Source organism: Streptomyces sp. NPDC054887 (assembly GCF_053610585.1).
Genome location: NZ_JBSGYQ010000019.1, coordinates 40,639 through 52,678, shown reverse-complemented (window position 1 = coordinate 52,678; position 12,040 = coordinate 40,639). Strand labels below are relative to the sequence as shown.

Below are 12,040 nucleotides of genomic sequence, written 5' to 3'. Positions count from 1 at the left end.
CCCATCCCTGAGGAGCAGTAGCTGTGAGCAGCAACAACGGTGACGTCCGGCTCTGGGGCGGCCGTTTCGCCGACGGACCGGCCGAGGCCCTGGCCAAGCTGTCCGCGTCCGTCCACTTCGACTGGCGGCTCGCGCCGTACGACATCGCCGGCTCCCGTGCCCACGCGCGCGTGCTCCACAAGGCCGGGCTGCTCACCGCCGACGAGCTGACGCGCATGCTGGCGGGCCTGGACCGGCTGGAGGCGGACGTCGCGGACGGCTCGTTCGTCGGCACCATCGCCGACGAGGACGTCCACACCGCCCTGGAGCGGGGCCTCCTGGAGCGCCTCGGCGCCGACCTCGGCGGCAAGCTGCGCGCCGGCCGGTCCCGCAACGACCAGGTCGCCACGCTCTTCCGGATGTACCTGCGCGACCACGCCCGTGTCATCGGCGGTCTGATCGCCGAGCTCCAGGACGCCCTCGTGGGCCTCGCCGAGGCGCACGCGGACGTCGCCATGCCCGGCCGTACGCACCTCCAGCACGCCCAGCCGGTGCTCTTCGCCCACCACGTCCTGGCGCACGTCCAGTCCCTGTCCCGGGACGCGGAGCGGCTGCGCCAGTGGGACGAGCGCACGGCCGTCTCGCCGTACGGCTCGGGCGCGCTGGCGGGCTCGTCGCTCGGCCTCGACCCGGAGGCGGTCGCCGCCGACCTCGGCTTCGAGCACGGCTCCGCCGCCAACTCGATCGACGGCACGGCCTCGCGCGACTTCGTCGCCGAGTTCGCGTTCATCACCGCCATGATCGGCGTCAACCTCTCCCGGATCGCCGAGGAGATCATCATCTGGAACACGAAGGAGTTCTCCTTCGTCACCCTCCACGACGCCTTCTCCACCGGCTCCTCGATCATGCCGCAGAAGAAGAACCCGGACATCGCGGAGCTGGCGCGCGGCAAGTCCGGCCGCCTCATCGGCAACCTCACCGGCCTGATGGCGACCCTGAAGGCGCTGCCCCTCGCGTACAACCGCGACCTCCAGGAGGACAAGGAGCCCGTCTTCGACTCCTGCGACACGCTGGAGGTCCTGCTGCCCGCCTTCACCGGCATGATGGCCACCCTCACCGTCAACCGCGAGCGCATGGAGGAACTGGCCCCGGCCGGCTTCTCGCTCGCCACCGACATCGCGGAGTGGCTGGTCAAGCAGGGCGTGCCGTTCCGGGTGGCGCACGAGGTCGCCGGCGAGTGCGTCAAGGAGTGCGAGCGGCACGGCATCGAGCTGGACCAGCTCACCGACGAGCAGTTCGCGAAGATCTCGCCGCACCTCACCCCCGAGGTGCGTACGGTCCTGAACGTGGCCGGCGCCCTCGCCTCCCGCGACGGGCGCGGCGGCACCGCTCCCTCGGCGGTCGCCGCCCAGCTCGCCGAGGTGAAGGCCGATCTGGCGAAGCAGCACGCCTGGGCCACCGCCAAGAACTGAACCTCGCGGTCCGGTTGAGTACGGTGGTGAGGGACCGTGCTCGACCGAACCCGCGAGGAGGCCACGATGCCGTTCGCCCGGCTGTCGGCGGCGACCACTGCCACCGCCCACTTCGGACTCGGCCTCGCGGCCGTCGGCCGTCCGGCGTACATCACGCCCCACCGGGACCGTGACCTGCCCGGCGACCGCACCCCCGACGCCCTGCGCGAGCGCGCCCACGAACTGCTGGACGCCGCCTACGCGCAGGGCGTCCGCTATCTCGACGTCGCCCGCTCCTACGGCCGCGCGGAGGAGTTCCTCGCGCAGTGGCTGCGCGGCAGGCCCGAGGTGCGGGACGTCGTGGTCGGCAGCAAGTGGGGTTACGCGTACACCGGCGACTGGCGCACCGACGCGGAGGTCCACGAGGTCAAGGACCACAGCGCGGCGGCGTTCGAGCGGCAGCGGGCCGAGACCGGCGAGCTGCTGGGCGAGCGGCTGGACCTGTACCAGATCCACTCCGTCACCCCCGAGAGCCCGGCGCTCACGGACCCAGCCCTGCACGCGCTGCTGGCGGAGTACGCCGCCGGTGGCGTCACGGTCGGCATCTCCACGAGCGGTCCCGGTCAGGCGGAGGCCGTGCGGGCCGCGCTCGCCGTGACGGTGGACGGCGAACCGCTGTTCCGCACGGTCCAGGCCACGTACAACCTGCTGGAGCCGTCGGCGGCCGCGGCGCTGGCCGAGGCCCACGACGCGGGCCTCACCGTGATCGTCAAGGAGCCCCTGGGCAACGGCAGGCTCGCCGGCCCCGAGGCGCCGCCCGCCCTGCGGGCCGTCGCCGAGGAGACGGGCTCCACGTGCGACGCCGTGGCCATCGCGGCGCTCCTGCGGCTGCCCTGGGCGGGCGTGGTCCTGTCGGGCGCGGCGAACGCGGTGCAGCTGTCGTCGAACCTGCACGCGGCCGTGGTCGACCTCGACGAGGAGCAGGCGGCCCGCCTCGCGACACTGGCGGAGGAGCCGGCGGCGTACTGGAAGCGGCGCTCGGAACTGCCCTGGAGCTGAGCCGCGCCGGCCCCGGATGAACGGCGCGAGACATCGCTGTCTCATTTGGGTTATCGTTGTCTCATGACTGTCGATCGCGAGCAGGTGCTCCGCACCGCGGCCGCCCTTCTCTCCCGCAAGGCGACCGCGACCATGGACGAGGTCGCCAAGTCGGCCGGCATCGGCCGTGCCACCCTGCACCGCCACTTCGCCGGACGCGACGCCCTGGTGAAGGCCCTCGAAGTGCTCGGCATCCGCGAGTTCGAGGCGGCTCTCGACGCCGCCCGGCTCGACGAGGGCTCCGCCGAGGAAGGGCTGCGCCGCCTCGTCGCCGGGATCGAGCCCGCCGCCGGACTGCTCGCCTTCCTCGTCACCGAGAACCAGCTCTTCGAGGGCGCCCACGTCAACGAGGGATGGGGCCGTCTGGACGCGCGGGTCTCCGCGCACTTCCGGCGCGGACAGCAGCAGGGCGAGTTCCGGATCGACCTCACCCCCGCCTGGCTGACCGAGGCGCTGTACGGGCTCATCGGCACCTGCGCGTGGGCCGTCCAGGACGGCCGGGTCGCGGCCAAGGACTTCCAGTACATGATCGTCGAGTTGCTGCTCGGCGGAGCACGTCGGAACGTGGAGCAATGACCAGTAGCGGCCGGCACCAGATGGCGCGCAACGCCGTCCACCATCCCGGCCGCTGGCTTGCCCTGGGCGTCCTGGTGCTGGCCGTGCTGCTGGTCGCCATCGACGCGACCGTCCTCGGCCTGGCGACGCCCTTCCTGAGCGAGGACCTTCAGCCGTCGGGCACCCAGCTGCTGTGGATCGGCGACATCTACTCGTTCGTCATCGCCGGTCTGCTCGTCTCGATGGGCAGCCTCGGCGACCGGATCGGCCGAAAGAAGCTGCTGCTCAGCGGCGCGGTCGCGTTCGGCGCGGTCTCCGTCCTGAACGCCTACGCCAGCAGCCCCGAGATGATGATCCTCGCCCGCGCGCTGCTCGGCGTGGCCGGTGCGACGCTGATGCCGTCCACCCTCGCGCTGATCCGCAACATCTTCCACAACGCCGAGGAACGCAGCTTCGCCATCGGCGTCTGGGGCGCGGCGGCCTCGGCCGGAGCGGCCGTCGGCCCGGTCGTCGGCGGCTTCCTCCTGGAGAACTTCTGGTGGGGTTCGGTCTTCCTCATCAACGTGCCGGTGATGCTGATCCTCGTGGTCGTCGGCAGCAAACTGCTGCCCGAGTCCAAGGACCCGTCGCCGGGCCCCTGGGACCTGCTCAGCGTCGGACTCTCACTCGTCGGCATCGTCAGCTTCGTATACGCCGTGAAAGAGGCGGCGGCGCACGGCCTCGCCTGGGGGATCGGGCTCATCGGGCTGGCCGGGCTGGGGGCGCTCTTCTGGTTCGTACGGCGCCAGCTCACCCTTCCCTCGCCCCTGCTGGACATACGGCTCTTCCACCACCGGGGGTTCTCCGGCGCGGTCCTCGCCGACCTCCTGACCATCCTCGGCCTCTCCGGCCTGGTCTTCTTCCTCTCTCAGTTCCTGCAACTCGTCCAGGAGCGCAGCCCCCTGGAATCGGGTCTCATCGAACTGCCCGCGGCGGCCGGGGCGGTGGCCGCCGGTCTCGCGGCCGGTTACGTGGCGCGCAGGGTGTCGGTCCGCAGCGCGGTGACCGGCGGCCTGTTCGCACTCGGACTCGGCCTGCTGACCTGCACCGTCGTCACGGCCGACACGGGCGTGCCGATGCTCGTCGCGGCCATGGTCGTCGGCGGCATCGGGGCGGGCCTGGCCTTCACCGTGACGGCGGACGTCATCCTCTCCAGCGTTCCCAAGGAACAGGCGGGAGCCGCTTCGGCCGTCTCCGAGACGGCGTACGAACTGGGCGCGGCGCTCGGCATCGCGCTGCTCGGGTCGATCGTGACGGGCATCTACCGCAGCTTCGCCGTGCCCGCCGGAACGCCCCCCGACGTGGCGGACGCCGCTCACGACTCCCTCGGCGGAGCCGTGGAGGCGGCCGAGTCCCTCCCGGCCGACCAGGGCGCCTCGCTCGTGGCGGCGGCGCAGGACGCGTTCACCGACGGCTTCCAGGCGGGCGCGTGGGTGGGCTCCGTGGTGCTGTTCGCGACAGCGGTCGCCGCGTGGTTCATGCTGCGCGGCCAGAAGCTGGCGAAGGGCATCGTCGACGACATCCCCTGACGCGGGCCGCCGAGGCCGCCACGACGGCAGCTCGGGCGGGCGGAGGTGTCCCGAGGCAGGGCGCCGCTCCGGCGGCGTACGCGGAAGGGGCCGGTCACCCTTCGGTGACCGGCCCCCGGGCCCTGCTTGTGCCGCCGCCCTGGGCGGCCGCGCTCAGGCCGCCTTCGCCTTGGTCGCGTACATGTCGACGTACTCCTGGCCGGACAGCCGCATGACCTCGGCCATGACGGAGTCCGTCACGGCGCGCAGCACGTAGCGGTCGCGGTCCATGCCCTCGTAGCGCGAGAACTCCATCGGCTCGCCGAAGCGCACGGTCACCTTGCCGGGGCGCGGCAGGCCCGCGCCGCCCGGCTGGAGCTTGTCCGTGCCGATCATCGCGAACGGCACCACGGGCGCGCCGGTCATCAGCGTCAGGCGGGCGATGCCCGTGCGGCCCCGGTACAGGCGGCCGTCGGGAGAGCGGGTGCCCTCCGGGTAGATCGAGAAGATCTTGCCCTCTTCGAGCACCCGGCGGCCGGTCATCAGCGCCGCCACGCCGCCCCGGCCGCCGTCGCGGTCCACCGGGATCATGCCGCAGCTGGTGAAGAACCAGGCCATCAGCCGGCCCTTCAGCCCCTTGCCCGTGACGTACTCGTCCTTGCCGATGTAGTACACCTGCCGGTCGCAGCAGATCGGCATGATCATCGAGTCGATGAACGTCAGGTGATTGCCCGCCAGGATGACCGGACCGGTCCCGGGAATGTTCTGGGCGCCCTCCACCTGTGGGCGGAACATCAGGCGCAGGATCGGTCCGAGCACTGCCTTGATGAGCGCGAGACGGGACAACGGTTCCTCCGGTGTCATGGCCGGGTGGGGCTCGGCGGCCTGTTCTGTATGAAGTCTGTGCAGGTGAGGACGATACTCGCGGGGTCCCGCTGATCGCACATCGGGTTCATCACTTCGATACGCAGTGTTGACGGGTGTTTCCACTGCGTTCTGTCCAGGGCCTCGTCCACGTAAGGCGTAGACGCCTACGATCGGGCCCTTGATTCTTGGCAGGTGCGGGACATTTCAGAAGGAGCGTTCATGACACAGGGCGGACAGACGAACCCCGGGCGCCGCACGGTTCTCGGCGCGGCCGTGCTCGGGGCGGGCGGCGTCACCCTCGGGCTGCCGGGTGCGGCGAACGCCGCCCCGTCCAAGGATCACGGTTCGTACCGCGATCTTCCCGTACCGACCGTCGTGGCGCACCGCGGCGCCAGCGGTTACCGCCCGGAACACACCATCGGGTCGTACCAGCTCGCGCTCGACATGGGCGCGCACGTCATCGAACAGGACCTCGTCCCGACCAAGGACGGCCACCTCGTCTGCCGCCACGAGAACGACATCACCGGCACCACGGACGTCGCGGCCCACCCCGAGTTCGCCTCCCGCAGAACGACCAAGTCCGTCGACGGCGTGTCGCAGACCGGCTGGTTCACGGAGGACTTCACGCTCGCCGAGCTCAAGACGCTGCGCGCCAAGGAGCGCATCCCGGGCACGCGGCAGGAGAACACCCTGTACGACGGCCGCTGGACGATACCCACCTTCGAAGAGGTGCTCCGCTGGGCCGAGCGGGAGGGCCGCGCCCGGGGCCGGCGGATCTGGCTCCACATCGAGACGAAGCACCCCACGTACTTCCGCGAGCTCGGCCTCGGCCTCGAAGAGCCCCTCGCCGACCTGCTGCGCCGCTTCGGCCGCCACCGGAAGAACGCGCCGAACTTCCTCCAGTCGTTCGAGCCCAGCAGCATGCGGCGGCTCGGCGAGCTCGTCGCCGCCCCGCGCGTCGTGCTGCTCTCGGGCGCCCACACCCGGCCCTGGGACTTCCAGGTGGCGGGCGACCCCCGCACCGTCGCCGACCTGGTCGAGCCGGACGGCCTGAAGTGGATCGCCGGTTTCGCCCAGGGCATCGGTCCGACCCTCGACCTCGTCATCCCCAAGGACGCCACGGGCCGGCTGGGCACGCCGACGACCCTGGTACGGGACGCGCACGAGCGGGGCCTGGTCCTGCACCCGTACACGATGCGCAACGAGAACAGCTTCCTGCCCGCCGACTTCCGGCGCGGCACCGACCCGTCGGCGTTCGGGGACGCCTTCGGCGCCTTCCAGGCGTACTTCGAGCAGGGCATCGACGGGATCTTCTCCGACCACCCGGACACGGCGCTGCTGGCGGCGGCGGACTTCAACCGCCGCCGCTGACCGCACGGGGGCCCGCGGTTGACGGGCGGGGCGGGGGGACGGACCGGCGGGCCGGCGGGAGACTCCCGGTGGTCCGGCGGCCCGTCGGCCGGGTGAGGGCGCCGCGGCGGCTGACGGGCCGGCAACCCGCCGCACCCGCGCCGAAGTCCACGGACGGGTGACTGTGGCGACCTGCGGCAACCGCCGCGCGGCGGCGGCACGTCCCGCCTGGCATGACCCTCCCGACGCCCGCCGCCGCACCCCCGGCCGCACCGCCCGCGCCCTCCGCGCCGTCCCCCTCGGACGACCTCTTCCGTACGCTGCGCCCCCTGCTCGCCGCCGAGGCCGTGGCGGAGGCCGCGAGCGGGGGAGTGGAACCCGGCGACCTCGAACAGGCCGTGTGGCTGCGGCTCCTCGAACTCCTCGACGGGGCGGGCCCGCCGCCCGACCCGGCCGGGTGGCTGCTGCACGCCGTGCGCACCGAGGCGAGCCTGGCCCGCAGCGCGACGCGGCGCGAACTGCCGTACCCCTTCCCGCCGGCCGCGACGACGGACACCACCTGCCCGGAACGCGCCGCGCTGAGCGCGGAGCGGCGGCGCGTGCTGCGCGCGGCGGTCGGCAGGCTGCCGGCCAGGTGCGCGCGGCTGCTGAACGCGATGCTGTCGCCGGCCGATCCCACGTACCAGGAAATCGCAGGGAAGTTGGGAATGTCACAAGGCAGTTTGGGGCCTATGCGTTCCCGTTGCCTGGGATGCCTGCGCAGAATGCTGGCGGCGGAGGTTGCGGCTCCTGAGCTGAGGGGAAAGGAGCGTTAGGCAACCGGCGTATCAGGCGAGCGGGAGGCATGCACACATGGGCATGAGCGTGACCATCTCAGCGGCAACGGCGCAGGACGCCGAGCACATCCTGAAGTTGCAGTACCTGTGCTACCAGAGCGAGGCCGAGCTGTACGGCGACTACAGCATCGAGCCGCTCACCCAGACCCTCGACGACCTGCGGGCCGAACTCGACCGCAGCCACACACTGGTGGCCCGGCTCGGCGACGAGGTGGTCGCGTCGGTGCGCGCGGCGGTCGACGAGGCGGGAACCGCGAGGATCGCCAAGCTCATCGTGCATCCGAGGATGCGGCGGCACGGGCTCGGGGGAAGGCTGCTCGACGCGATCGAGGGGCGCTTCGCCGCCGAGCCGGCCGCCAAGCGCTTCCAGCTCTTCACCGGCCACCGCAGCGAGGTCAACCTGCGGCTGTACCGCAGCCACGGTTACGCCCCGGTCGCCACCGAGCAGATCGCCCCCGGCTTCGCGCTGGTGACGCTGGAGAAGGAGCCGGCGGCGCGGCCGCTCGCCGCGAGCGCCTAGGCGCGGCGGGCGAGCGCCCCCGACCCCGCTCCCCGGGCCCTGGAGTCCGTACGGGCCGGCGGTCGCCGCGGAGCGGAAAAGTCACCGCTCCGGCGGCGGAGCCCGCCCGTCCGGCGTCCGCCGGGGACGCGGGTGCCGCGGGGGAAGGCGTCCGCCGCTAGGCGCGCCGCGCCCTGCGCAGCCAGAGCATGCCCGTCACCGGCAGCAGCACCGGAATGAACAGGTAGCCCTTCCCGAACGCCGACCACACCGTCGCGTCCGGGAACGCCGACGGCTCGATCACCGTCCACGTCCCGACCACGAGCACGCCCAGCAGCTCCGCGCCGCAGCACACCAGCGCCGCCCGCCGGGCGGTCTCCCCGCCCCGCACCAGGGTGTACGTGATGAAGGCGTAGACGACCGCGGCGACGGCGGACAGCGTGTAAGCCAGCGGCGCCCGGCCGTACTCGGTGGCGATCTGGTAGATCGAGCGGGAGACCGCGCCGACCGACATGACGCCGTACAGCCAGACCAGCAGCAGTCCGGGGCCCCGTACCAGCCGCTCGCGGGACCCGGGGCGGTCCTCGGTGACGGGCTCGCCCATCGTCAGCCTCCCCAGATGTCGTGCAGCCGGACTTCGAGCACGGCCAGCACGACCGCGCCCGCCGACACGGTCACCGAGCCCCAGCGGGTCCGCTCGGCCAGTGAGAGGAAGCCGGCCGCCGGCACCGCGGCGAGCGCCCCCAGGAGGTACGACACGAAGATCACCGTGCCGTCGTCCGGCTTGTCGCCCCCCGCCAGCCGCACGACGCCGACCACGAGCTGGGCGAGCGCGAGCAGGGACACCACGGCCATGCCGATGAAGTGCCAGTCCTTGGTGGGCTGATCGCGAAAGGCGGCGTAACCGCACCACGCGGCGAGTGCGAGCGCGGCCACGGAGACCGAGACCGTCAGGGCGTCGAGCATGAAGACGAGCGTATTACGACCGTTCACAGCCGCGACAACGGGTGGGCGTAGGGTCGGGCCACATGATGATCGACGCCGACGCCCTCCTGTTCGACAACGACGGAACACTCCTCTCGTCCCTGGAGTCGGTGATCCGCTGCTGGACCCGCTGGGCGGCGGAGTACGGCATATCGGCCGAGGACTTCGCCGCCGTGGAACTGCACGGACGCCCCGCCGCCGAGATCGCCGCCGACCTGCTGCCCCCGGACGCGGTGCCGGACGCGGTGGCCCGTATCGAACAGCTCGAGGTCGAGGACGTGAGTTCGCCCGGGGGCGTCGTCCTGCTCCCCGGCACCGGCGAACTGCTGGCGAGCCTGCCGGCCGACCGCTGGGCCGTCGTGACCTCCGCCACGCGCAGGCTCGCCGAGGCGCGCCTGGACGCGGTCGGCATCCGCCCCAAGGCGATGATCGCCGCGGACGACATCACGCGCGGCAAGCCCGACCCGGAGCCCTTCCTGACCGCGGCCCGCAGGCTCGGGGTGGACCCGGCGCGCTGCGTGGTCTTCGAGGACGCGCCCGCGGGACTTCGCGCCGGCCGCGCGGCGGGCATGCGTACCGTGGCATTGGCCACAACCCACACGGCCGGCGAGCTCGACGCCGACATCGTCGTACGGGACCTTTCGGCGGTGTCGGCGCAGGCCACGGACGGCGGAGTGCGGATCGTCGTCCGTCACTGAGCGCGACGAAACGGGGTCCGTTGGCGAGACAAAGGTGTCCGCTATTCGGACGGCGTCGATGGGTGCGTACGCACGTCTGGTTTACTCATCCGCATGACCACGACGAGCAGCCGCACCCTTGCGACCGAGGCGACGATGACGCCCGGTGCTCGTTGTATGTGTCGAATGTGCGCCTTCTGAGGGCCCCTGCCTGAGCCTCGCGCCCCGAAGCGAGACCCGTAGGCCGCGCCCCGCGTCCCCCCGAGCGCCCACCCGCTGCCGGAGGACCGGGCCCGCCTGCCCCGCGCACGCGTTGCCTCCGGTACCCACCGACCCGGCCGTGCCACGTCCACAAGACGAATGCCCCGTGCCCGGCGGACACTGCGCCGCGCACTCGACAGTACGGAAACCCCTGTGATCACCACTACGGGCCTCACCAAGGTCTATCCCTCGCGTGGCCGCGAGGTCACCGCCCTGGACGGTGTCGACCTGCACGTCCGCGAGGGCGAGGTGTTCGGCGTCATCGGCCAGAGCGGCGCCGGCAAGTCCTCCCTCATCCGCTGCGTGAACCTGCTGGAGCGGCCCACCGCCGGCACGGTGACCGTCGACGGCCAGGACCTCACCGCGCTCGCCGGGCGGGGCCGCCGCGCCGGCCGGGAACTGCGCGAGGCGCGCAGCCGTATCGGCATGGTCTTCCAGCACTTCAACCTGCTGTCCTCACGCACCGTGAAGGACAACGTCGAGCTGCCGCTGGAGATCCTCGGCGTGTCCGGCCAGGCCCGCTCCCGCAAGGCCCTGGAACTGCTCGACCTCGTCGGCCTCGCCGACAAGGCCAAGGCGTACCCCGGCCAGCTCTCCGGCGGACAGAAGCAGCGCGTCGGCATCGCCCGCGCCCTCGCCGGCGACCCCAAGGTGCTCCTCTCCGACGAGGCCACCTCGGCCCTCGACCCCGAGACCACCCGCTCGATCCTCCAGCTCCTGCGCGACCTCAACCAGCAGCTCGGCCTGACCGTCCTGCTCATCACGCACGAGATGGACGTCGTCAAGACGGTCTGCGACTCGGCCGCCCTGATGAAGCGGGGGCGGATCGTCGAGTCCGGCACCGTGAGCGAGCTCCTCGCGACGCCGGGCTCCGAGCTGGCGCAGGAACTCTTCCCGGTGGGCGGCCAGGCGTCGGGCCCCGGCCGCACCGTCATCGACGTCACCTTCCACGGCGAGGCGGCGACGCAGCCGGTGATCTCCCAGCTCTCCCGTACGTACAACATCGACATCTCGATCCTGGGCGCCGCGATGGACACCGTCGGCGGCAAGCAGATCGGCCGGATGCGCATCGAGCTGCCGGGCCGGTACGACGAGAACGTCGTCCCCGTCGGCTTCCTGCGCGAACAGGGACTCCAGGTCGAGGTCGTCGACGGCCCCGCGAACGTGCCGGCGCGGACGCCCGCCCCGGTGAAGGAAGGTGCCAAGTGAACTGGTCGGAGATGCAGCCCCTGCTGACGCAGGGAACCATCGACACCCTCTACATGGTGCTGTGGTCCACCGTCGTGTCGGTCGTCGGCGGCCTGCCGCTCGGCATCCTGCTCGTCCTCACGGACAGGGGCGGACTGCTCCAGAACGTGGCCGTCAACAAGGTCGTCGGCGTGATCGTGAACATCGGCCGCTCGCTGCCGTTCATCATCCTGCTCATCGCCCTCATCCCCTTCACCACGCTCGTCGTCGGTACGTTCATCGGCCCCAGCGCGATGATCGTGCCGCTCGCCATCGGCGCCATCCCCTTCTTCGCCCGCCTCGTCGAGACCGCGATCCGCGAGGTCGACCACGGGCTGGTCGAAGCGGTCCAGGCCATGGGCGGCGGGGTGCCGACCGTCGTCTTCAAGGTGCTGCTCCCGCAGGCCCTGCCGTCCCTGATCTCGGGCGTGACCACCACCGTCATCGTGCTCGTCGGCTACTCGGCGATGGCGGGCGCGGTCGGCGGCGAAGGGCTCGGCAGCAAGGCCGTGACCTACGGATACCAGCGCTTCGAGACCGACTTCATGCTGGTGACCGTGGTCGTGCTGATCGCGCTCGTCAGCGTCGTGCAGCTCATCGGCGACGGCGTGATCCGGCTCCTCGCGCGCCGCGGACGCACCGCCTCCTAGGGACGCGCCCCCAGAACCTCCTCCCCATCAAGCCCGCACTCCTTGTCCGGGCGACACCA

General features: G+C 71.9%; 13 protein-coding genes. 10 read left to right on the top strand and 3 right to left on the bottom strand.

What is annotated here, in order from left to right; all coding sequences use genetic code 11:
- Positions 1-23: 23 nt before the first annotated feature.
- The 4 genes from argH to ACWGH0_RS13700 all read left to right on the top strand — a co-directional run bounded on the left by argH (position 24) and on the right by ACWGH0_RS13700 (position 4,651).
- On the top strand, positions 24-1,451 hold the full coding sequence (gene argH, locus ACWGH0_RS13715) for an argininosuccinate lyase (RefSeq protein ID WP_453404349.1): 1,428 nt from the start codon (positions 24-26) through the stop codon (positions 1,449-1,451).
- Positions 1,452-1,517: 66 nt separating this feature from the next.
- Positions 1,518-2,489: an aldo/keto reductase gene (locus tag ACWGH0_RS13710; protein ID WP_453404390.1), complete on the top strand. Its 972-nt coding sequence runs from the start codon at positions 1,518-1,520 to the stop codon at positions 2,487-2,489.
- Positions 2,490-2,552: 63 nt separating this feature from the next.
- Complete coding sequence (locus tag ACWGH0_RS13705) at positions 2,553-3,104, top strand: TetR/AcrR family transcriptional regulator (RefSeq protein WP_453404348.1); 552 nt, start codon at positions 2,553-2,555, stop codon at positions 3,102-3,104.
- Positions 3,101-4,651: an MFS transporter gene (locus ACWGH0_RS13700; protein WP_453404347.1), complete on the top strand. Its 1,551-nt coding sequence runs from the start codon at positions 3,101-3,103 to the stop codon at positions 4,649-4,651. Before ACWGH0_RS13705 ends, ACWGH0_RS13700 begins: the two co-directional genes overlap by 4 nt.
- Positions 4,652-4,804: 153 nt before the next feature.
- Here ACWGH0_RS13700 and ACWGH0_RS13695 read toward each other — a convergent pair whose 3' ends face one another.
- Positions 4,805-5,476 (bottom strand): lysophospholipid acyltransferase family protein, encoded by a 672-nt coding sequence (locus ACWGH0_RS13695; RefSeq protein WP_069929641.1) that lies wholly within the window; start codon positions 5,474-5,476, stop codon positions 4,805-4,807.
- A 240-nt stretch (positions 5,477-5,716) separates the two neighbouring features.
- On the opposite strand from ACWGH0_RS13695, the gene ACWGH0_RS13690 reads away from it, so the two are divergent.
- The 3 genes from ACWGH0_RS13690 (at position 5,717) to ACWGH0_RS13680 (ending at position 8,203) form a co-directional block, all read left to right on the top strand.
- On the top strand, positions 5,717-6,868 hold the full coding sequence (locus ACWGH0_RS13690) for a glycerophosphodiester phosphodiesterase (protein WP_453404346.1): 1,152 nt from the start codon (positions 5,717-5,719) through the stop codon (positions 6,866-6,868).
- A gap of 212 nt (positions 6,869-7,080) precedes the next feature.
- On the top strand, positions 7,081-7,662 hold the full coding sequence (locus tag ACWGH0_RS13685; protein WP_453404345.1) for a sigma-70 family RNA polymerase sigma factor: 582 nt from the start codon (positions 7,081-7,083) through the stop codon (positions 7,660-7,662).
- 37 nt (positions 7,663-7,699) lie between these two features.
- Positions 7,700-8,203: a GNAT family N-acetyltransferase gene (locus ACWGH0_RS13680; RefSeq protein WP_453404344.1), complete on the top strand. Its 504-nt coding sequence runs from the start codon at positions 7,700-7,702 to the stop codon at positions 8,201-8,203.
- A gap of 157 nt (positions 8,204-8,360) precedes the next feature.
- Here ACWGH0_RS13680 and ACWGH0_RS13675 read toward each other — a convergent pair whose 3' ends face one another.
- On the bottom strand, positions 8,361-8,786 hold the full coding sequence (locus ACWGH0_RS13675; RefSeq protein WP_453404343.1) for a hypothetical protein: 426 nt from the start codon (positions 8,784-8,786) through the stop codon (positions 8,361-8,363).
- 2 nt (positions 8,787-8,788) lie between these two features.
- A complete protein-coding gene (locus tag ACWGH0_RS13670; protein ID WP_453404342.1) occupies positions 8,789-9,148 on the bottom strand; it encodes a hypothetical protein in 360 nt (119 codons plus the stop codon).
- A gap of 62 nt (positions 9,149-9,210) precedes the next feature.
- Here ACWGH0_RS13670 and ACWGH0_RS13665 point away from each other — a divergent pair, with 62 nt between their 5' ends.
- From ACWGH0_RS13665 to ACWGH0_RS13655, 3 genes are all read left to right on the top strand, one after another.
- Positions 9,211-9,864: an HAD family hydrolase gene (locus ACWGH0_RS13665; protein WP_453404341.1), complete on the top strand. Its 654-nt coding sequence runs from the start codon at positions 9,211-9,213 to the stop codon at positions 9,862-9,864.
- A gap of 393 nt (positions 9,865-10,257) precedes the next feature.
- Entirely contained in the window at positions 10,258-11,313 is a 1,056-nt protein-coding gene (locus ACWGH0_RS13660) for a methionine ABC transporter ATP-binding protein (RefSeq protein WP_453404340.1), read from the top strand.
- A complete protein-coding gene (locus tag ACWGH0_RS13655; RefSeq protein ID WP_453404339.1) occupies positions 11,310-11,981 on the top strand; it encodes a methionine ABC transporter permease in 672 nt (223 codons plus the stop codon). Before ACWGH0_RS13660 ends, ACWGH0_RS13655 begins: the two co-directional genes overlap by 4 nt.
- Positions 11,982-12,040: the final 59 nt, after the last annotated feature.

Excerpts from the sequence above, each read along its gene's own strand:
- ACWGH0_RS13700 (WP_453404347.1), top strand. The coding sequence starts at position 3,101 with ATGACCAGTAGCGGCCGGCACCAGATGGCGCGCAACGCCGTCCACCAT.
- ACWGH0_RS13690 (WP_453404346.1), top strand. The coding sequence starts at position 5,717 with ATGACACAGGGCGGACAGACGAACCCCGGGCGCCGCACGGTTCTCGGC.
- ACWGH0_RS13670 (WP_453404342.1), bottom strand. The coding sequence starts at position 9,148 with ATGCTCGACGCCCTGACGGTCTCGGTCTCCGTGGCCGCGCTCGCACTC.
- ACWGH0_RS13675 (WP_453404343.1), bottom strand. The coding sequence starts at position 8,786 with ATGGGCGAGCCCGTCACCGAGGACCGCCCCGGGTCCCGCGAGCGGCTG.
- ACWGH0_RS13665 (WP_453404341.1), top strand. The coding sequence starts at position 9,211 with ATGATGATCGACGCCGACGCCCTCCTGTTCGACAACGACGGAACACTC.
- ACWGH0_RS13710 (WP_453404390.1), top strand. The coding sequence starts at position 1,518 with ATGCCGTTCGCCCGGCTGTCGGCGGCGACCACTGCCACCGCCCACTTC.
- ACWGH0_RS13705 (WP_453404348.1), top strand. The coding sequence starts at position 2,553 with ATGACTGTCGATCGCGAGCAGGTGCTCCGCACCGCGGCCGCCCTTCTC.
- ACWGH0_RS13685 (WP_453404345.1), top strand. The coding sequence starts at position 7,081 with ATGACCCTCCCGACGCCCGCCGCCGCACCCCCGGCCGCACCGCCCGCG.
- ACWGH0_RS13680 (WP_453404344.1), top strand. The coding sequence starts at position 7,700 with ATGGGCATGAGCGTGACCATCTCAGCGGCAACGGCGCAGGACGCCGAG.